At 38.8% G+C, this 19414-nt stretch carries 21 protein-coding genes and 1 pseudogene; 7 read left to right on the forward strand and 15 right to left on the reverse strand.

What is annotated here, in order from left to right; genetic code table 11:
* The first annotated feature begins 56 nt into the window (after nt 1-56).
* From ACQY4U_RS22230 to ACQY4U_RS22240, 3 genes are all read left to right on the forward strand, one after another.
* Nucleotides 57-1529, forward strand: coding sequence for a sensor histidine kinase (locus ACQY4U_RS22230; protein WP_428331661.1), 1473 nt, complete (start codon nt 57-59; stop codon nt 1527-1529).
* Nucleotides 1526-2215 (forward strand): response regulator transcription factor, encoded by a 690-nt coding sequence (locus tag ACQY4U_RS22235; protein WP_428331662.1) that lies wholly within the window; start codon nt 1526-1528, stop codon nt 2213-2215. Before ACQY4U_RS22230 ends, ACQY4U_RS22235 begins: the two co-directional genes overlap by 4 nt.
* 398 nt (nt 2216-2613) lie before the next feature.
* Nucleotides 2614-3120 carry a DUF892 family protein gene (locus ACQY4U_RS22240; protein WP_428331663.1) on the forward strand — a complete coding sequence of 169 codons (507 nt, stop codon included), beginning with the start codon at nt 2614-2616 and terminating at the stop codon, nt 3118-3120.
* A 240-nt stretch (nt 3121-3360) separates the two neighbouring features.
* Here the strand turns inward: ACQY4U_RS22240 and ACQY4U_RS22245 are convergent, their stop codons facing one another.
* From ACQY4U_RS22245 to ACQY4U_RS22285, 9 genes are all read right to left on the reverse strand, one after another.
* A complete protein-coding gene (locus ACQY4U_RS22245) occupies nt 3361-4407 on the reverse strand; it encodes a sensor histidine kinase (protein ID WP_428331664.1) in 1047 nt (348 codons plus the stop codon).
* 13 nt (nt 4408-4420) lie between these two features.
* On the reverse strand, nt 4421-5278 hold the full coding sequence (locus tag ACQY4U_RS22250) for an amine oxidase (RefSeq protein ID WP_428331665.1): 858 nt from the start codon (nt 5276-5278) through the stop codon (nt 4421-4423).
* A gap of 23 nt (nt 5279-5301) precedes the next feature.
* Nucleotides 5302-5721, reverse strand: a complete 420-nt coding sequence (locus tag ACQY4U_RS22255; protein WP_428331666.1) for a UDP-galactopyranose mutase — start codon at nt 5719-5721, stop codon at nt 5302-5304.
* Nucleotides 5607-6113, reverse strand: a complete 507-nt coding sequence (locus tag ACQY4U_RS22260; RefSeq protein WP_428331667.1) for a UDP-galactopyranose mutase — start codon at nt 6111-6113, stop codon at nt 5607-5609. Before ACQY4U_RS22260 ends, ACQY4U_RS22255 begins: the two co-directional genes overlap by 115 nt.
* Nucleotides 6114-6176: 63 nt before the next feature.
* On the reverse strand, nt 6177-6431 hold the full coding sequence (locus ACQY4U_RS22265; protein WP_428331668.1) for an NAD(P)-binding protein: 255 nt from the start codon (nt 6429-6431) through the stop codon (nt 6177-6179).
* On the reverse strand, nt 6424-6798 hold the full coding sequence (locus tag ACQY4U_RS22270; RefSeq protein ID WP_428331669.1) for a hypothetical protein: 375 nt from the start codon (nt 6796-6798) through the stop codon (nt 6424-6426). The genes ACQY4U_RS22265 and ACQY4U_RS22270 overlap by 8 nt, the downstream gene beginning before the upstream one ends.
* A complete protein-coding gene (locus ACQY4U_RS22275; RefSeq protein ID WP_428331670.1) occupies nt 6762-7271 on the reverse strand; it encodes a hypothetical protein in 510 nt (169 codons plus the stop codon). The genes ACQY4U_RS22270 and ACQY4U_RS22275 overlap by 37 nt, the downstream gene beginning before the upstream one ends.
* 367 nt (nt 7272-7638) lie before the next feature.
* Nucleotides 7639-8049 (reverse strand): hypothetical protein, encoded by a 411-nt coding sequence (locus ACQY4U_RS22280; RefSeq protein ID WP_428331671.1) that lies wholly within the window; start codon nt 8047-8049, stop codon nt 7639-7641.
* Between the two features lie 542 nt (nt 8050-8591).
* Nucleotides 8592-9920, reverse strand: coding sequence for a serine hydrolase (locus tag ACQY4U_RS22285; RefSeq protein ID WP_428331768.1), 1329 nt, complete (start codon nt 9918-9920; stop codon nt 8592-8594).
* Between the two features lie 504 nt (nt 9921-10424).
* Here ACQY4U_RS22285 and ACQY4U_RS22290 point away from each other — a divergent pair.
* On the forward strand, nt 10425-11024 hold the full coding sequence (locus ACQY4U_RS22290; RefSeq protein ID WP_428331672.1) for a hypothetical protein: 600 nt from the start codon (nt 10425-10427) through the stop codon (nt 11022-11024).
* A 271-nt stretch (nt 11025-11295) separates the two neighbouring features.
* Nucleotides 11296-11532 carry a hypothetical protein gene (locus tag ACQY4U_RS22295; RefSeq protein WP_428331673.1) on the forward strand — a complete coding sequence of 79 codons (237 nt, stop codon included), beginning with the start codon at nt 11296-11298 and terminating at the stop codon, nt 11530-11532.
* Between the two features lie 358 nt (nt 11533-11890).
* On the opposite strand, the gene ACQY4U_RS22300 is transcribed toward ACQY4U_RS22295, so the two are convergent.
* The 5 genes and pseudogenes from ACQY4U_RS22300 to ACQY4U_RS22320 form a co-directional block, all read right to left on the reverse strand.
* The gene (locus ACQY4U_RS22300) at nt 11891-12472 is read right to left on the reverse strand and encodes a DUF4142 domain-containing protein (RefSeq protein WP_428331674.1); all 582 of its coding nucleotides are present in this window, start codon (nt 12470-12472) and stop codon (nt 11891-11893) included.
* Nucleotides 12473-12547: 75 nt separating this feature from the next.
* Nucleotides 12548-13975, reverse strand: coding sequence for a DUF892 family protein (locus ACQY4U_RS22305; protein WP_428331675.1), 1428 nt, complete (start codon nt 13973-13975; stop codon nt 12548-12550).
* A gap of 10 nt (nt 13976-13985) precedes the next feature.
* Nucleotides 13986-14912, reverse strand: coding sequence for a manganese catalase family protein (locus tag ACQY4U_RS22310; protein ID WP_428331676.1), 927 nt, complete (start codon nt 14910-14912; stop codon nt 13986-13988).
* Nucleotides 14913-15021: 109 nt separating this feature from the next.
* Nucleotides 15022-15678 (reverse strand): annotated as a pseudogene (locus ACQY4U_RS22315) (glycoside hydrolase family 130 protein).
* A complete protein-coding gene (locus ACQY4U_RS22320) occupies nt 15618-15974 on the reverse strand; it encodes a hypothetical protein (RefSeq protein WP_428331677.1) in 357 nt (118 codons plus the stop codon). Before ACQY4U_RS22320 ends, ACQY4U_RS22315 begins: the two are co-directional and overlap by 61 nt.
* Before the next feature lie 380 nt (nt 15975-16354).
* Between ACQY4U_RS22320 and ACQY4U_RS22325 the strand changes: the two genes are divergently transcribed.
* Together ACQY4U_RS22325 and ACQY4U_RS22330 are read left to right on the forward strand one after the other, a co-directional pair.
* Nucleotides 16355-16810, forward strand: coding sequence for a PA2169 family four-helix-bundle protein (locus tag ACQY4U_RS22325; RefSeq protein ID WP_428331678.1), 456 nt, complete (start codon nt 16355-16357; stop codon nt 16808-16810).
* A gap of 136 nt (nt 16811-16946) precedes the next feature.
* Nucleotides 16947-17456, forward strand: a complete 510-nt coding sequence (locus tag ACQY4U_RS22330; RefSeq protein WP_428331679.1) for a DUF892 family protein — start codon at nt 16947-16949, stop codon at nt 17454-17456.
* Between the two features lie 51 nt (nt 17457-17507).
* Here ACQY4U_RS22330 and ACQY4U_RS22335 read toward each other — a convergent pair whose 3' ends face one another.
* The gene (locus ACQY4U_RS22335) at nt 17508-19367 is read right to left on the reverse strand and encodes a PAS domain-containing sensor histidine kinase (protein WP_428331680.1); all 1860 of its coding nucleotides are present in this window, start codon (nt 19365-19367) and stop codon (nt 17508-17510) included.
* Nucleotides 19368-19414: the final 47 nt, after the last annotated feature.

The following is a 19414-nucleotide window of genomic DNA, read 5'->3' on the forward strand; positions in this document are numbered from 1 at the left end:
AGGTTAAATCTTAAGTATGCTGAAACTCAGTCACTTTTATTGACCACTTTTGTTCTGTGAAAATTATTGCAAACAGGTATTTAATTCCAATTATGTCCGGCATTATCCTGCTGGCCGTCTGTCTGCAGCTGATTTGGCTTGACCAGCTTTTTAAAAAACAATATCAGCTTGTTGAAGAGGAACTGGAACAGGTGGTGAACAAAGCTTCAAGAGAGACGATGTACAAGAACCTGTTGGGAGATATAAGTGGAAACGGCGACTACCGGCAATTTTTTTTGTCCCCCAGATGGATCAATTTGAAAACTGCGTTTGACGCGATCACTGACAGCGAGGTTAACCGTTACTTAAACAGCTCCTTTGCTTCTTCCGCGTTCAGGGACAGTGTTGTGGTTAATATTCACTTACAGGTTTACAGCGGAAAGGCTGCGGTGAATCATGTCGCAATGGCTCCTAGTTCTCCAAAGCAAGTAAGCCCCGGAATGTTAGCGATTGACCAGCGTTCTGTGTTAAAGATGGACAGCACCGTAAAAGTGTTGCTGAAACAGGCTGATTTAAATGTGGACGCCTATTACGGAGCCTTCCGATACCGGAACAATGACGAACAAATAACATATAGTATCAACAATCCGGTAACCCATCCTGCTTTCCGTTCCCGTAAATATAGTTATGACCTCAGATCCAAAAATAAATACGAACTTATCGTGCCAGGTTTGGACAGTCTGGTTTTATGGCGGATGCGTATTTACATCTGTTCAGCATTTGTCCTTATCCTGCTGATTGGTTTCGCCTGTTATTATATCTTGAAATCCATCGCCAACAAACAGTTGTATGCAGAAGCTAAAGCGGCATTTACCAATAACATGTCCCATGAACTTAAAACGCCGCTTGCCATTATCGAAGTTGCTCTGGATTCTATCACCCGCTATAATTTATTGGCTAAACCCGAAAAACTTAACACTTATTTAGAGATCAGTAAAACAGAACTGCAAAGATTAAAACAGATGATTGATAAGGCACTCCGGCTGGATGATTTAGATAAAGGAAATATTAAACTGCACCAGGAACTTTACGACGTTCAGCAATGCCTAAAGCTTGTTGTAGCTTCGATGAGCGTTCAGGTCATTAATAAGAATGCGACAATTATATACGAGCCTTTGGAAGAACCCTGTTTTGTTAGCGGAGATCCTGTTCACTTGACCAATGTCTTTTACAACCTGATTGAGAACGCGCTGAAGTATGGCCAGGCGGGTGTACATGTTGTGGTTGTCTGTACCTCTGATGCAAATACAGTGAAGATCAGTATCAAAGATAACGGGCCGGGTATTGAAGCGATCTACCATGATAAAATATTTGAACGTTTTTTTAGGGTTTCCAGCGCTTACGATGTGCCGCATGTTGAAGGTTCCGGGCTCGGCCTGAATTATGTAAAGCAGATCATTGAAATGCACGGAGGCAGTGTTAATGTTCAGAGTGAGAAGGGAAAGGGAAGTAAATTTATGGTGTATTTACCAGTATTTAAGCAGCTATGAAAGTGTTATATGCGGAAGATGAGCCGGTTTTATCCGGTATCATTACAGATGGCCTGGTGGAAAGCGGTTATGAAGTTTTGCAGGCGCGTAACGGGCAGGAGGCTTTTGATCTGTTTAAAAGCGCGCAGCCGGATATTTGTATACTCGATATTATGATGCCTTTAAAAGACGGCTATAAGCTTGCTGATGACATAAGGGGGCTGGGATCTAAAACACCTATTATTTTTTTAAGTGCAAAATCACTTCCTGAAGACATTATCAAGGGCTTTAAGAGTGGCGGGAATGATTATCTTAAAAAGCCATTTAATATGGGGGAATTATTGGTCAGGATCGAATCCTTGCTGAAGCGGTTCGGGTCAGATGCGTCTATCGATAAGAAAGTTACCGTTTATCATTTTGGAAATTGTGAGCTGGATACGGTCAGCCAGAAATTGGTAACCAGTTCGGGAGAATACAGGCTGTCTTTTAAAGAAGTTGCGCTGCTCGAAATGTTATTGCTTCATAAAAATAAAATATTAAAACGGCAGGAATCGTTGCTGGCGATATGGGGGGATGATAACTACTATAATTCTAAAAGTATGAACGTGTTTATGGCTCATGTGCGCAGGATGCTTAAAGATGAGCCGGGCGTAGAAATTGTCAGTTTACGTGGCATGGGTTATAAATTAATAAGCAATGATCATTAACAGCAAAATTATCTGGCACTTCAACAACCTGGGTAGGGTTTTGCTGACATGTGTTTTATTCTCAACTCAAAGATATATACATTCATTGGTGTCTTAGCCGTCTATATAGTGTTTGCATATTAGCGGAGTTTTTAACCCATGACTTATGCAAATAATTGACAAATGCACCTTACCAAATGGCTGTATACCAAACTTTACTTTTACAAATAACCAGTATAGGAAGAACCGCCTGCGATTTTTGCGGCAGCTTTGCAATGCACGCAAACTATGTACCCCCCCCTATAAAATAAATCACAAGTAAACCCAACTCAGTCCACATTAGTAGAAATTTCAGACCCGTGCTACCATATTTATTGTATCTTTAAGAAATTTGTTTCACGTTCTCTTAAACTTTTAATATGCCAAAACAAATCGACCACATCCTTGAAAGGGAATCCTTGCGTTTTGCTTTCATTGAACAATCAACGATTCTTTATAATGCGAAATACAGCCTCATTGTCAATCTGCCAACATTGATCGGGCAGGCTACTTTTAAAAATTTAAAACATGCGTTACAGGAGAATCTGGACGACTCTAATACCCAGATGGCAGCTTTAAAAGAGATCTTTCGTTTGATGGACGAGTCCTGGCTAACCCAGGAATGTTTAGGCATAGCAGCGGTTGTTGCCGAAGCGCTGCGACAGGTGAGCTTTAAACAGGACAATCACTATAAGAGCGATATGTCCATTCTATTTTATTTATCTGTGATAGATAATATGCAATTGGGAGCTTGCAAAATCTTAAACCTGCTGGCCGTAAAACTTGCTTTTCAGCCTTACGCACAGTTGGTTTTGGAATGCCTGGACAATTCGCGAGAAAACTCAAAATTAATTCACTTTGTGGCCGAAGAATATTTTGCTAATTGATCAAGCTGCAAATTGCAACGTTAAGACAAGAATCCTCACAAAATAGCCCAGTCTTACAAAAGCCATGTTCTCTACCATTGCCAACTTTCTTGTGCGCACAACTATAAGCTCAGTATTTATACACCTAAATAGTTTACTTTTTACTTTTTTTAAAGACATCCCGAACTTCCAGCATTTAAATATTACTGCAAAAGTCTGACAGGAAAAGACCAATCCTTTGACGGCATACCAATAACCTTTTCAAAATGCCAAGGGTACCGTAAAGCAAAATGAAGAACCTACTCCTTCTTCGCTTTCCACCCAGATCTTCCCCTTATGGTCAGTGACAATTTTTGAAGTGATGTATAAGCCCATCCCCAGCCCGGTATGACTTTTTAAGACATCTTTTGCACGGTAGAATTTTTCAAAAATAGAAGTCATGGTTTCTTTTGTCATGCCGCGTCCTTGATCGCTGATCCTGATCGTTACCTGCTTGTTATCTGACATTTCCGTCTCTACTAAAATCCTGGTATGTTTATCAGAATATTTTCCGGCATTCCCCAGCAAATTGGCCAGTACCTGCTCCATTCTTAACTCGTCGATCAGGACCGTTAGTTCATCGCAGTAATTTGTCACAAATTCATGATGCGGCAAAATGTGTTGCATCACAGCTACCTGCTTTGTAAGGAAGCCATTTAGCCTGACATTAAGCATATGATACTGCAAATTGCCATTCTCTATTTTGGAAATGTCGAGCAATTGCTGGACAAGGGTCAATAGCTTATTAGATTGCAAGTCGATCTTGGACAATAGTTCCAGCAGATTACTGCTGATTGTCTCTTTAGTCGATTTTGCCATTTGGGTGTAAGCTTTCAATACTGTTATGGGTGTTTTTAACTCGTGACTCGCTATTGAAATAAACTCGGTTTTCTTTTCATTTACCAGCTTTGAGCGCCGCAGCTCTTCATCCTTTTCAGTAGACAGGTGGTTCAGTTTAGCATTCCGCTGTTTGATCTCTTCGTAAGCATTGATCGGCTCCTCTTCCTCAAATTGTTTTTTAAATGTTCCGATCATTCCCGGATTAAGTTTCAAGTATTTGGGCAAACCAATTTTCATTATAATCGTATTTGCTGTGCTGGTTTCGATAATTTCAAACTCAGGAACTAGTTTTTGCGCGTAGTAAAAACCCGTATCCGCACTGGTAAAACGGATATCAGGGTCGAAAGAAACTGTTGCCATCAGGCTGTAGCGCATTTCATTCTGCACCAGGCCAATGTAAAGGATACTTTTATCGGTGTGTTCAATCACCGTACGGGCAATCTCAGAGACGGAGTACTACTGGTTTATGATAACGTTCGTAAGCGTCCTTTAGCAATTGACTAAAAGGTTTCCAGCGAGGATCAAAATCTTCATTGGCCCATTTTAAGAAATCTCCCGTTCCAATAATCCACTGATTATTATAATAGTAATTGAACCCCAGAATATCTAAAAGATCGGGTGAGCCACCCAATTCTGGACACATAGCGCTCGTCAATATATCTACCGATTGAAACTGGTTTAAATGAGCATTTCGCGCGCTGACCTTATCGTCCTCTGAACAGTTAAGTGGCGGTATAACGTTTACTAAAGGTTCAGTGCTTAAGATATAAATTCCTGGCATTAATTCTTTCATCGCTTTAACCCCTGCGATATATGCGCGCATCAGAGCGTATTTGACTTCCCATCCTAAATGTACACCATAAGGTGAAGTGCCTCTTACGTCACCGCCTAACCAGGATATAAAACTAACTTCATTAATAGGTGTAACAATCAATGTTTCCCCTGGGTATTCAGCTTTAAACATCTGTACAAACGCTTTGCAAAGGCCGACAAACCTGCCTGTAAAATGCGGATGAAGCGGGGTCAAATCAACTGGATAACCAAAATGACAGATATCCCACACCTGCTGAATGCCTTGTCTATGAGCCTCTTGCAGCATAATTTTAACTACGCTAAAATCATAATTATAGGGAATCCGCTCGACATAACTCCACCTTATTCCTTCTCTTACGGTGCTGATCGCGAATTCTGCAAGGTTTCTGTAATCACTATCTATGTTTTGTAGATGATTAGTAAGTTCAAGAAAATCAACGCGGTTTCCAAATGCGTTTAAGTGATCCGCGCATTCGAATCCACCCATCCAAAACGATCTAAAAGGATTTGTCATTCGTTGTCCTGGCTAACATTTACAATTAGACCACGATCAACGTTTACATCATTAACCTGCTTTATTTCTTTGAAAACCGATAATACTTGCGCTACCACCTGATTCATATTGTAATATTTATATGTTGCTAAACGCACTACCAATAGAATATTGCTTTGCACGGCTAGAGCCTGATATCTTTTGTACAACTCATTGTTTTCTGGTCTCGGTATTGGATAATAATGGCCCCCGTCGCTTTTAAGAAATTCGTACACTACATTCGTCTTTTTGTGCTTTTGCCCGGTCAGATATTTAAACTCTGTTACTCGGGTAAAGTCATAATCGTTAGGATAATTGATTGTCCCGGTATAATAAATATTTTGATTAAGTGTCTCAAATTTAAAATGAATGGAGCGATGTGGTAATTTACAAGACAAAAGTCAAGGTATTCGTCTACCGGTCCTGTAAATATCATTTTTCGAAAATAGATCTTATCTACAATTTCGTGATTGTCCGTGTTGAGTATGATTTTAAAATTAGGATGCGACAACATTCTCTCAAACATTTTTATATATCCATGAAGAGGCATTGCCTGATAGGTGTCTGTAAAATACCTATCATCTTTATTGTTTCGGGCAGGAACGCGGGCGGATGCATCGAGCTCGGATGGGTTCAGATCCCACTGTCTTTTTGTGTAATCTTTAAAAAAAATCTCGTACAATTCACGCCCAACTGCTTTAACTACGACATCTTCAGATGTTTTCACTTGAGTGACACTTTCGTTAATTGAAGAAAAATAATCAGTTAAATCTAAAGAATTCAAGTTCATCCCGTCCAAATTATTTATAGTGTTAAGATTGATTAAGGTTGGAATATTGTCCGTGCGTGTGGGCTACCACCTTGTGCTGGTTATTTCTCCACGCTGTAAACTTGGAAAGATAATTAAATGTAGCAGGACTATTGGTATGGAATATATGCGGCTCGTACTTATAATGAGAATACCCGCTTTATCGTAAAAATCATATACGTTCACGCCAATGTGATTCCGTTTATCGATTATTAAACCTTTCTTTCCCCCAACTGCAGCCAGTGTTTCGGCAAGGACGCATCCAGCAAATCCAGCACCGACGATCAGATAATCAAACATAACGCTCCGCAGCTAAAAGTTGATTTTTCTGTTCGATAACTTTAAGCATCTCATTTTTTATGCCCTCAAATGTTTCGTCCCAGGAATTAAGTGCGAGAAATGCATCTATGTCAACTAAACGGTCAACATCATCGCGTTCATCAGCCAAAATTTTTTCAGCGAGTTTTATAAAATCGGCAGCAGTTGTACCTATGCTCACTAAACTATTTAGTCCATAGGGGTTTATGACGTCGATGATGGGAGTAGAAATCACAGGTAGTCCCGCGGCAAGGTATTCAGGCGTTTTGGTTGGGCTGGTGAATCTTGTTGATTCATTCAAGAAAAATGGAATTAGTGCAATGTCCCAGCCAGCGATATAATCCGGCAATTGATCATATGTTTTAGGACCCAAATATTGAATGTTGGAATGGCTTTTTCCAATAACTCCTTTTCAAGAATCTGCAAATTATGCGGCGCAAATTTAAATGCTGAAAGTTCGTCCATACAATCATAAATGACCATCTGAGGTTCGTAGTTTGCGGAAAATTCCAAAGCCATAGGAGTGTAATACCAAAAAGCAGTTTCGGCTAAGTTGAACATTTTTATAAACTCTCCGAATAATTGAGTTAACCCCGCTATCGTAAATTCATGATTCAATCCAGGCTTTAGATGAGGAACTATTACAAGTACCTTATTTCTTAAAACACTTTCAAGGTAAGTCTCCTCATGAGCGTCAAAAACCGGTTCCTCAATGTAATAAACTGTTGAAAATTGTGCCAAGCGGCTGGCAAGGTGTTGCGGCCGCTGATAAACGAAATCCCATCTTAAATGTGAAAATATAATAAGCTGTTTAGGAAACATCGGAAAATTGTTTGTAAAAGTCTGATTGAAGTTAAATCCATTAAAGTTTTCTTATTAAGACAAACTTTAATGAATTTTGTTGTTGATTTCTAATTAAATATTTATATTTCTATTTAAAAAAGATTTTGCGAATCAGCCAATTTTTCTTTAATTCATAAGAGCGATATTTCATTAAGAAACAAAATTTTGTCTTAAATAGCCGAAGAGATTATCGGAATTACATTTCTAATTTTAAACTAATCGATCCTGACCTATATTTAGAAACTATATCAGTTGTATTGTTGGAGATGAGCTGAATATGGTATTGTAACTTAAATTATTATAATCATTACTCCCTTCACTACTATCGAATAATGGTTGTAAATAGCTAAATAAGTGGAATATACTTACGTTTATTCCATAATCTAAAATAAGCTTTACCTTCGGAAAAACGGTAAAAGCAAGTCGCTCGAATGTGTCCAGATTGTGGGATCATTAGGGTAACGCAATGACCTGTTGGTAGATTGATAATTTGATGAATATCTGTTGCTTTGACGAAATGTGATGTTCCGGGAATGCGTTCGATGTCAGTAATTATTACTTCATTAAAATTGATAGTATATATGCGCTCAATATATCCGCCGCTTAGGATATGAGTTACAAAATCGAATGGATGATCGTGTGGATCACCCATATCTGTTGCGTTAAACTCATTTAGGGATGCCGCAAAAGGTAACCCTTCGATATGATATTTTTTAAATACTCGCGAAAGTTTTTCCGGTCTAATCAATAATTTCATACACTCTACGTTTACTAAAAGATTCAAAGTCAAATCAAGTATTCTGAATCAACTAATCAAAGCTTTTAAAATTCACTATCCAATTTCAGCTTTGATTATCGCAGATAATCTAATTTACATATTATATTCTTAAAACTGGCGACACGGTTTCTTATCCGTTAAAAAACAAATAACAACTTAACTGTATTATGCTAATTTGAGATTGAGGGGTCTTCAAGTAATTACAGCGTTGTACAATATTGTACATTGAACAATTAAAAGGAAAAATTAATCTCCTAGGAGTTAGCAATTTCTGAATTGCCAAGAATATGTCTTATTTATCATCTTCTTAATTCTTCTTCTTAAAATTTGCTCAGGTAAACTCTTTTCGACAAGTTTGACAGCAACTTCAAAAGAATCAAAAATTATTTCTCCTCCCTAGCAAGAAACAGGCGTTCGGTTCCTGTATTTGAATTAATATTTCCATGTACATTTTTTTTCGACTTAAAACATTAAAAGTGATAGTTTGATCGAAGAATTTTAATAATCCTGTAATGTAAGAATCAATGGTTTATTCTTTTAAATAATAACCCTCCATAAGAAAGATTAGTATCCGCAAAGGAAAAGGCAGAAGCTACTTTTTTATTAACTTTAAATATAATTATAGCGTCAGCATCTAGATCGGGATTTTGCCATTTAACGTAAAAAATATTTTTTCCCAAAGGTTGCAAAACACCTCGTAGCTGTGGCGATCGCTCAGAAGCAAACCATAAAGAACTTTTATAAAGGCTTACTTTTACATTGCCAAACCATTTATCTTTATACAATCCAATATAGCCTCTTTTATTAACAGTTTTGCTGATATTATAATTTTGTATTTGTGCGAGTATTTTGGTCTTCTCCTGATGTGCAAATTGCTCGCCCGATTTTAATCGCTTCAGCGAACTTTCGGATTCATCTACGCCTTTTATGTCAAGGTAGCTATCTAATATTTGATAAGTGATAGCATCTATTGCATTGCTTTCATTATTGCTTAAGACAACTACGCCTAAGCCTATCTCCGGTATCATCGCAACTTCTGATACCATGCCAACATCCTCGCCAGTATGCATGACCTGTTTGTAGCCACCGACATCCAAAATAAACCAGCCTAAGCCATAATCGGCGAAATGTGTGCGATAAATACCGCTGTTGCCAACGGGTATAATGGTTTGCGGCGACCAAAATTCATTTGCAGTTCGTTCTGTAAGGAGCTGGCGTTCCAGGTTAAGGCCATATTTTCCATGATTCATTAGCATAAGCATCCATTTGCTCATGTCTTCTACGTTAGAATATATGCCACCCGCAGCATCATCTTTTTCAGAAGCATATCGTGTAACTACTCTAATCGAATCATTTATTTTTTTATGCGCATCTATAATATTGGCATTTTGTTTACAATCATTATATGATGCTGCGCTGTTTACCATGCCTAATGGCTCCAAAATTTGCTTTTCAACGAAATCTTCCCAACGCATTTTTGAAACTCTTGCAACAACTTCACCGGCTACTAAGTAAAGATTATTATCATAAGCAAACTTACTTCTGAATGAATAGGCAGATTTGATATAACGTAAATTGTAAATAATCTCGTTTACCGTAAAATTTGTAGAATCGGGATCGTGCATTATATCCCCGACACCGGTCGCCAACCCGCTTCGGTGGCAAAGCAGATCCCTTATAGTAATTTCTTGTGTTGCCAAGTTATCGTAGAGGCGAAATTCTGGAATATAATGGGTGACTTTATCATCCCACTTGATCTTGCCCTGATCAACCAATATACCAAGTGCAGCAGCGGTAAAGGCCTTAGTATTCGATGCTATACCGAAAATGCTGCTACCTCCCTTCCCTATATTTTCTGGCGTTCTTCACTGTTCCATTTGAATAAGCGTTTGCTTGGTTTGCGACAGTAATTCTTAATCTGAAGGTAGCAAATCATCCGGGTGAGTGGCGGAGCCCGAGCGTAAGCATACGAGCGTTAAGTTTCCGTCTTACTGAGGGCTGCAACCTGCGGAAAAATGTATTACATTCGATAGATAACCTTTCTGCCTTTCTAATTTCGGCAAGGTCAGTTTCATAAGATTGCTCCTGCGCCTATTTAAATCTTTAAAGTTTCAAAGAGAGAATTTTTATTTATTAATAGGTGAAATAGCTACCCAACAGTTAAGTAAACGGGTAATATGACAACTATCTACACGGATATATATTATATATGAAGAACTAATCGAAAATACTAAATAAACATTGTGGGAATAGCTTTATTGCGGTATATAATTTATAGTTTCACCCTGACGGCAATCATCAACTCCGTAAAGAGATAACATATATTATTATTAAATATTATACTTCGATAATAAATGGATTACTACCGGGAAACGAATAATTTTTTTGCTAGCTCTTCTTTTTTCTACACAATCGCTATCGGGATGGACAGCAAGTACCTGTATGTCAGCGAGAATTACAACCATAATTTTGATCTTCTTGGTGATTCTCTTCTCGGTAAAAATTTTTCCATCACTTTGCATCCTGATGATATTCCGCTTTGTACAACTGCCGGCTTAAGCTGTTTCGAAAACCCAGGGAAGCTCATACCTGTTACTCTTCGTAAACACAATGGTGAAGGAGGTTTTATCAGCACACAATGGGAGATGAAGGCATTCTTTAATGGTAATGATGAACCTAAAGGAATATTTTGTGTAGGATATAATATAACTGAATTGGTTACCGCTAAAATAGAAATCGAAAGCAAAATTAACCAGCTTTCTGAAATAGGTTTTATTCAGTCGCATGGTGTCCGCAGACCACTTGCAAATATTTTAGGACTTGCCGAATTATTAGCTGATGCTGATCCTTCTCCTAATATAAAACATCTTCATGAGCTACTTTTCAGGAGTGCCCGGGAGTTGGATTTAATAGTTATAGCTATTTCTAATAAGGCAGATCAGCAATCAGAATAGATAGAATTAAATAACGTAAAATTCACCTAATTGTCGCATAACATTTCTTTTAACTTGTTTTCAAGCGTCAACTTTTTAATTCAATATACCCGAAGATGTGCAGATATGGATAAATACGAGATATATTTTTATAAAACAAATTACCATTGATATTTATTTCTGACACGGAAAAATTAGCGGGCATTAGTGGACAAGTTGTAGTTATAACAGGTGCAAGTAGCGGTGCAGGACGTGCAGCAGCATTGAAATTGCAGAACATCAAGCATATTTGGTGTTAGCCTCCCGAAACGCAGCATCACAAAGTTTAGTCCAAACAGCATGTGAAAGCTTGGGTGCCGAAACCGTTAACGCGGCTATTAAATGGAAAGACAAGATTGATATTTGGATTAACAATGCTGGCATTTTAGCACGAGGGGATTTTGATACCAGCCCGATGGCGGTACATGAACATATTATCAGAACTAATCAGCCGGTAATCCCGCTACGCTTCGGTAGCCGTCACTTATAATTCCTAGCTCCATTGCCTTTGCAGTAAATGGTGCGAGGTTTTATCACTGCTACTTTGCCAGCATGAGAACCAGCCTGAGGGACGTGCCATAGAAATCAGCAACGGTCCTGAAGATAAAGAGTACAGGTCAATATAATAAAGCGCTGCTACCCTGAAGATCGATCCCTAGCCATTCCAACACATCAATTCAAAATTTATTTTGAAACACGGCTCGTTCCGGAATTATCGCTTGAAACCTCTGAAGGATTTCGCTCCGCTTTTCGAAAAGCAAAAGTCATTAAGAAGCGCTGGATGCTAAAAAAGAAAAGCCGCTAGAAAATCTAAGCGGCCCTCTCAAAACTATTTAACTTATTAAAAATTATTTCATGCTGTCATGGATTTTTTGAATTGCATTCAAGTGCATTTTTAACGTTGGCAGGGTCTTAATTGCAAATGCTTTCAGGTCGGCATCTTTCAGGTTTTTACTGGCGTCTTCAAACTCTTTGATGTCATTTTTATGGTCGTCGATCATGTCGTTGACATAGGCCTTATCAAAATCAGCCCCGGACTTAGCCGACAAATCATCTTTTATTTTTTGCTCCTTGTTATCAAGTGCTACAGGAAGCGTAATTCCTTTAGATCTCGCTAAAGCCTTTAACTCGTCGCCGGCTTTCGTATGATCCGTGATCATCATCGTACCGAAATCTTTAACTTTGGTATTTACCGCTTTTTCCTGAACCAGTTTACCTAATTCTACCTCTGCCATTCCTCCATTGGCGGCGGCAACCGCAAATTTGGCATCGTCTTTATCGACTGCCGCCATAGATGAATCTTTCTTGGCTGTATCTGCTTTTGCCGTGTTTACGCTATCCGCGCTTTGCTTACTGTCTTTTGGTCCTGAACAAGCTAACAACAAGCCCGCTACGGCGAAAGCTGAAATAATCAGATTTACTTTTTTCATGTTTTTATTTTTTAATTTTTAAAATTTGATGCTAGTGCTATCAATTGCCGGATAAGCGACGATTGATATGACTATTTAGTTTTCTGTTTCTATACTTGCACTGTAATTGACATGGTTTTCGGCTATTTCAGTTAATAACGCATCAGCAGATTTTTCCTCATCTATTGTCAAAACCAGTAGTTCTGCTATCTCATAATATCCAAGCGTTTTGGCGAGGCTGATCATACCTCCATAAGAAGCAATTTCGTAATGTTCAGCTTTTTGACCCGCAAAGATCAGGCCTACGTCCCTTTGAGCAGTACCTTCTTCCGTAAAGCTGATGATATTATCTCCTTCCTCTACAATACCGGCCATTGCATCGCATTTGGTTGTATCCGGCTCAAGCCCTAATATTCCAAAGGCCTGCTCCAGGCGGCTAACGTGAACTTCTGTTTCCTGCAAATGATTAGCGAAAGCAGTTTTTAATTCCTGTGTTGTAGCAGCCTTGGCCATATCAGGTAAAATGTCAACTAATTCTTTTTCGGCCCATAACAGATCTTTCAGTTCTTCTACAAAGAATTTCATCAATTTTGAGTTCGAACAGGCATTAGATTGTTGTTCTTGCCAATCTTGTTCTTCAATAATACTGTCAGTTTCCGGCCCCGATGGACTTTGCGCGGACTCAACTTCAGCACTTTCAAATTTAGCAGGTGCGCCAGTATAATCCTCTCCCGGATAGTCAGGATTAGACGCGGCAGCATTATGCCGGAAATCATCCTCAATTTCGCTTACGCGGGCTTGGTCACGAAAAGATTTGATCAGGTCATGACCTCCATTGATACCGATTAATTGTTGTTTCAAAATTGCTGTTAATTCCGGATTGAGCGCATGACCAGGATCAAGCGCAGATTTATAAGCGCCCTTAATTGCATCCTCTCCGCATTCGCACTCACTAAGAATTGCTTCCAGATCAGCCCCAGTAAATACAGATTTTACATCCAGCCATGCCCGGTGCAGCGATCCCGCGGTACTGGTGCCCTCTTCAGCGTCGGCACCGGATTGCTGAACGATTTGGGTCAGCTGATCAGCGTTTGCCTGGCTTTCACCTGCAAGCTTATTGAATACTGCCGTTAATTCATTGTTTTCATGTTCGAGATCCTGAATTGCTTTTTCGAAGCCTTCAACACGATCGTTGTTAATGTGAATGAGATCATTGATCACATCAATTTCATTAGCTGAAAATGCCATAGAAAATTGATTACTGCTATTTTCGCAAGCTGTTTTGTCATTAAGTTTCGCGGCGATGTCGCTGGCATGATGAGCACGAGCGTCAATTTCTTGTGGTGATTCCTGCTTTAGGTCGGTAGCCAGGTTTTCTTCAATTTCACCCCGAACCTGTTCTGCGGGTAAAGTAGTGGTTTGCCCATTATCAAGTATAAGGATCACTTTGCCGTCAAATATTGTTAGTACCTCCCCTGATCCTTCAGGAGAGGTAATTCTTCGTCCTACCGATAAATTATCCATTGCTGTTAAATTAATAATCGCTCCACTGAACAACGCCATCCGGCTCCGCAGTTTTCACTTCTTCGCTTTTAGCTTTACTCATTCCTTTATTGAGCTTTTCTGTATCTTTAAGTTCTTTACTGAAATTTTCAGGCAGCTTGGTTTGCCCTTCTGTTTCCTTCACCTGTGCTAAAGGATTCTCCACAAAGATGAATTCCTTACCCGTTCCCTTGATCTCGCCTTCATTCCATGGACCGCGGACCGCTCCGTCAGAAAGATTGTAAACGTTTTGAAGATATCTTGGATCAGCAGCCAAAACACCTGGAGGGAAATTCGGCTGAATACTCTCCAATGCAGCCTCAAACATTTTGTAATGGGTTACTTCGCGGGTCATCAAAAATGAAAGCGTTTCTTTCACATAAGGGTCATCTGTAAATTTCATTAAATGCTCATATACCAGCTTCGCTCTTGATTCAGAAGCCAGGTTTGTTCGCAGATCTACAGTGAGGTCGCCATTTGAATTAATGTAAGAAGCGCACCATGGAATTCCCTGGCTGTTTCTTGGTGTTGGACCGCCACCAGTAATAATCGGGAATTGTGGGTTAGCAGATAACGCAGCATGAATTACGCTTTCCTTTTCAGCCTTGCTATTCATAGCAACCATGATCTCGCTCTGTTCAGCCGCATCTTTCAACGCCCCATTGACTCCTTTTAATAACATCTGAATGGTAGCCCCTACTATCTCCAGGTGACTGAATTCCTCGGTAGCGATATCCATAAGCATATCATACTTGTCAGGATGAGGTTGTTTGGCGCCAAAAGCTTGCGTAAAATACTGCATGGCTGCAGCAAGTTCTCCATTTTCCCCGCCGAATTGCTCCAGCAATAAATTGGCAAAACGCGGGTCAGGGCGGGATACCCTGGCGTTAAATTGTAGGTCTTTTACGTGATGAAACATAGTGTGTTTTTTGAGTGAATATTATAGTTCTAATTTATTTTATTAATATTGAATTAAATTCTCTAAATACAACTCGATGGGAGGTTCATTGTTTCAGCAGTTAATAAATTTATTTTAACGCTGCTAAAATCTCATTAATTGAAAATTTTGCACCGCATAAAAACTCATCCGCTGCTCCATAATAGAGCGTCAATTCATCTCCGTTAACAATATGCCCGTTCGTAAAAACCACGTAGCCAAAAAAGCCACTTAATTCATAAGATGCTGTTGGAACCATTATCGGTTCAATAGTTCTCGACAGAATTTTTGATGGATTATCTAAATCCATCAGAAATGCACCGAGGCTGTACTGATGAGACTCATTGGCACCATGATATATTTCCAGCCAACCCATTTTTGTTCTTATGGGCGCTGCGCCGGCGCCGACGCGGATACTATCCCAATGACCCTGTCGGGTTCTGATCAGACATTGATGATTTCCCCAATGCTCACCATCAATGGAATCAGCCATCCAGATGTAATTACCACCGATCTCCTTGCTGCTCGGTCGGTGCAAAGCATAAAATCTCCCATTTATCTTTTCTTCGAAAATTGCACAATCCTTATTATGCGGCGGAAAGATCATCCCCCTATTTTCAATATGTCACCAATCTTTGGTGGTACGAAGGGCTACGCCAACTCCACTATCAGAAACAGCAGTATAAGTCAGGTAATAAGTTTCCCCGATTTTGGAAACCCGGCAATCCTCAATCCCGAAGCGTTCCAGATTACCTTCGCCAAATAGTAAGGTTTGCTGATCCGGTTCACTAAATGAATTCCATCTTTACTGTTCAATAAGCGCAGGTGTGAGATTGTGGTCAAGTAATCCAAACCTTTGTAATTAACTACCCGGGCGTCGGTAGCAATCAGATCAGGATCGTTCAACGGGACTTCAACGATCTCGGTATTCCCGGTCGCATTGATCACCGGAAAGAAAATCACTCCTTCTTTTTGAGCAACACTTTCAGCTACTCGGACGAGCAACCATATCTTTTCCTGAAAAATGAACACTCTTGGGTTCATCCCTGCTTGGTTTAAGGTCTTTGGGTAGTAATAATGGATTTTCAGGAAAACGACGCGCGAGATCTTTCATTCATGTTAAACCCTTTATTTTTAAAATAAGTTTTCTTTATAAACTATTTATTAATTACAAAACAAATGCTTAAAGGGAAAAGTTATTGGTAAGCTATTTATCAATGCCATTATCTTTCCGGAAGAACAAAAAATGTTTAACGGTTATTTTTTACGATGAATGCCCGATTACGCTTCATCCATCGACTGTAAAAGTAGAAGTCCGAATTGATTACAGCAATAAACCGATAATTTATAAACTAAAAAAATAAATAATAACCTAAAACGATCAATTTGGAACAGAATTTGTAAAACTATAATTTAAAAAACCTATGGAAACAACTGAATTAAAAACTGAATTGTTGAATGACCTGATTGAAATTAACAATGACAGGATCAATGGCTATGAAAAAGCTATTAAGGAATTAAGTCCGGCAGACGAGGATTTGAAAGGTTTATTCGTTTCGATGATAAGTGAAAGTCATCAATACAAAATGGAACTGGCGACCGAAGTGGCTGCAAGCGGCGCTGATATTGAAACGGGTACAACCGGAAGCGGCAAAATATATCGTGCATGGATGAATTTAAAGGCTGTATTTACAGGGCATGACCGAAAATCAATTTTAGAAAATTGTCATTTCGGTGAAGATGCTGCACAAAAAGCATACATATCTGCTCTGGAAGAAGAAGGGTTGCCAACCTATTTACGCGAGATAATAGCAGATCAGCAAGCCCAACTCAAAATATCTCACGATCGTATTAAGGCATTGCGCGAAGAGATGATTTAATTATCACAAGTATTAAATCTGTTCTTATCTGAATTACATATTTGCCAAAAATCTAAATAATTCCGCTGCCGTAGAGCTCAATAAGCAATTAACATTTTATCAAGGGTCGCATTCGCGACCCTTATTGATCAAAATTATGAATACACCACCACGTAACCCTAATACTAAACCCGATCCCCAGGAATTAAAACATTTTTTTATCAGTCACCTGAACCGTATTTTTTGTGCTAAAAGTCAGTTGGTAGAAAAATTACCTGAATTAAGCACAAGATCACATTTCCTTGATCTTAAACAAGCTATTGATGAAACGGTAGAGATCGTCAATAATCAGATGGGCAGGATGAAGCAAATTTATATCTTACTTGATGCGTGGTACCAACCGGAAAGCTGTGTTGGACTGACAGGGATCCTGGATGAGGCATTTCAATCTATTGGAAATCCGCATGAAAGTGCTCCCTTAAGAGATTTATCTATCCTTTTTTATATGCAAAATATTGAAAGTATTGAAATAGCATCATTTAAAACTTTGATGAAGGTTATTGAAAAACTGGACGAGCCTGAAGTGACGCAATTGTTACTTGAATCTTATGATGAAGCCAGAGAAGACAAAATATTACTCAATCAAATAATTGAGCACTATTTATAACGCTGTTGGGTTATGAATTGCGCGTATTTTATTATTAAATTTTAACTAACATTAATTAATAGGCAAATTAAAATAAAATATTGATCCTTTACCAATTTTACTCTCTACCCAAATTTCACCTCCATGCTGATGTATAATCTCGGCACTCAGGTATAATCCGATCCCGAACCCGGAAATATGACTTTGACTAGGATTTTCAACCCTATAATATCGGTCAAATACATGGCTTATATCATCCTCTTTTATACCCAAGCCTTCGTCGGCTACACTTACCTGCATCTTATCATTTATCCTATCGCAACGTACAATTATCTGTGTTCCTTTAGGAGAATATTTTATCGCGTTACTAAGCAAATTGGAAATCACAGAGCCGATTTTATCCGCGTCAGCAAATATCAAAATGGGCTTACAAGCAAATAATTTTATAACATGCGAAGAAGAAGTTAATTTAGACTCATCAATGATGTCACTTACCAAATCTTCCATCTGAAAGTTCTTTTTATCTAATTGAATTTTACCAGACTCAAGTCTGGTAACATTCAAAAAGCCGTTAATCAGATTGGTCATTTTTTTAACTTGATTATTAGCATTAGTCATAGCACTTACTAAAAATGAATCTTCACTATTTTTTAATTTGGCGCTGCTAACTTGTACCATTGCAGCTAATGAAGTAAGCGGGGTTTTTAATTCATGGCTAACCATTCCTATAAAATCATTTTTTCGAAGATCATCTTCTTTTTGTTCGGTAAGGTCAAAGATTGCACCGGTTATATAAAGGGGCTTGCCAGATTCGTCGTAATAAGCCCTGCCGTTAGCTTTAAGCCATTTAGGCTTGCCTCCATCCATTGGATTAATCCAATATTCTTCGCAAAAATCTTGCTTGGTTGCCACTGCCTTATTGATGCCGGCAGTCACCTTAGCACGATACTCCTCGAAAATTAATCCAAACGCAGTTGTAAGCGTTAGTTGTTTAGTTCTTGGAATGCCATGGATTTCACGACTTCTGGACGTTATAATTAACTCATCAGTAATCAAATTCGCCGTCCATATCCCAATACCGGAAGCTTCAATAGCTAATTCCAGACTATCCTGCGTTTTTCTAAGCTCTCTTTGACCGCTTATAATATCTGTGACCTCAAATACAAATACAAGGATCCCATCAACATTTTCGTTGAGATCGGTTCGGGCCTGATAAATGAAGTTAAAAAACCGATCCTCAATAGGACCACCTGTATTCCTGGCTAAAGGAATCAGTAAAGCTTCGCCTTCAAAAGTTATACCGGTTTGATATACTTCCTGAAGAATATTCCAGATCGGCTGATGTTTGATTTCCGGGACTGCATCTAATAATGGTTTTCCTAATAATTGACGGCCCGGAAATAAGGCTTGATATAAAGGATTGATCAGTTCAAACGTTAAGTCACTTCCGTTGAGTACACAAATGCCAGCAGGCGCTTGCATAATAAATTTTCTCAGGCGGTCACGCTCTTTTTGTATGGTATTTTTAGCAGTTTCTTTATTTTTCCGGTCTATTACTTGCGAGGTATTTTCAAGTACCCATACTGCTATTTTATTTACACTACCCTTATCATCCGGAATAGGGGCATAAACAAATGTGACAAATATTACTTCTTCTTGATTATTCCGTACCAGCGACAATTCTACTTCATCCGCATAATAAGGTTGACCCGTTTGAACAACATCATTTAACGCATATTCGTAAATATTGCGAACTTCTTCGAATGCGTCCCAATAATATTTGCCTATAATACTTTCGTAAGTTTTACCGGCAACCTGGAGGAATTTATCATTTACCAGTTCAGCAACAAGGTTTTTTGCATCAAGTATGCAAATGCCAATCGGGGCATTTCGAACTGCATGTTTTAGATTCTCTCCGTTAGTAAATTGCATGCGCTACAGTTTTATAGAATTTTTAAATTTATTGAACATTAAACTTT

It is taken from the genome of Mucilaginibacter sp., from assembly GCF_965277465.1.
Taxonomy (GTDB): domain Bacteria; phylum Bacteroidota; class Bacteroidia; order Sphingobacteriales; family Sphingobacteriaceae; genus Mucilaginibacter.

What these genes read in the sequence shown, in the direction of transcription:
- ACQY4U_RS22235 (WP_428331662.1), top strand. Translation starts at nt 1,526, where the DNA reads ATGAAAGTGTTATATGCGGAAGATGAGCCGGTTTTATCCGGTATCATT.
- ACQY4U_RS22240 (WP_428331663.1), top strand. Translation starts at nt 2,614, where the DNA reads ATGCCAAAACAAATCGACCACATCCTTGAAAGGGAATCCTTGCGTTTT.
- ACQY4U_RS22250 (WP_428331665.1), bottom strand. Translation starts at nt 5,278, where the DNA reads ATGGGTGGATTCGAATGCGCGGATCACTTAAACGCATTTGGAAACCGC.
- ACQY4U_RS22260 (WP_428331667.1), bottom strand. Translation starts at nt 6,113, where the DNA reads ATGAACTTGAATTCTTTAGATTTAACTGATTATTTTTCTTCAATTAAC.
- ACQY4U_RS22265 (WP_428331668.1), bottom strand. Translation starts at nt 6,431, where the DNA reads ATGTTTGATTATCTGATCGTCGGTGCTGGATTTGCTGGATGCGTCCTT.
- ACQY4U_RS22275 (WP_428331670.1), bottom strand. Translation starts at nt 7,271, where the DNA reads ATGTTTCCTAAACAGCTTATTATATTTTCACATTTAAGATGGGATTTC.
- ACQY4U_RS22280 (WP_428331671.1), bottom strand. Translation starts at nt 8,049, where the DNA reads ATGAAATTATTGATTAGACCGGAAAAACTTTCGCGAGTATTTAAAAAA.
- ACQY4U_RS22290 (WP_428331672.1), top strand. Translation starts at nt 10,425, where the DNA reads ATGGATTACTACCGGGAAACGAATAATTTTTTTGCTAGCTCTTCTTTT.
- ACQY4U_RS22300 (WP_428331674.1), bottom strand. Translation starts at nt 12,472, where the DNA reads ATGAAAAAAGTAAATCTGATTATTTCAGCTTTCGCCGTAGCGGGCTTG.
- ACQY4U_RS22305 (WP_428331675.1), bottom strand. Translation starts at nt 13,975, where the DNA reads ATGGATAATTTATCGGTAGGACGAAGAATTACCTCTCCTGAAGGATCA.
- ACQY4U_RS22310 (WP_428331676.1), bottom strand. Translation starts at nt 14,912, where the DNA reads ATGTTTCATCACGTAAAAGACCTACAATTTAACGCCAGGGTATCCCGC.
- ACQY4U_RS22320 (WP_428331677.1), bottom strand. Translation starts at nt 15,974, where the DNA reads ATGAACCCAAGAGTGTTCATTTTTCAGGAAAAGATATGGTTGCTCGTC.
- ACQY4U_RS22325 (WP_428331678.1), top strand. Translation starts at nt 16,355, where the DNA reads ATGGAAACAACTGAATTAAAAACTGAATTGTTGAATGACCTGATTGAA.
- ACQY4U_RS22330 (WP_428331679.1), top strand. Translation starts at nt 16,947, where the DNA reads ATGAATACACCACCACGTAACCCTAATACTAAACCCGATCCCCAGGAA.
- ACQY4U_RS22335 (WP_428331680.1), bottom strand. Translation starts at nt 19,367, where the DNA reads ATGCAATTTACTAACGGAGAGAATCTAAAACATGCAGTTCGAAATGCC.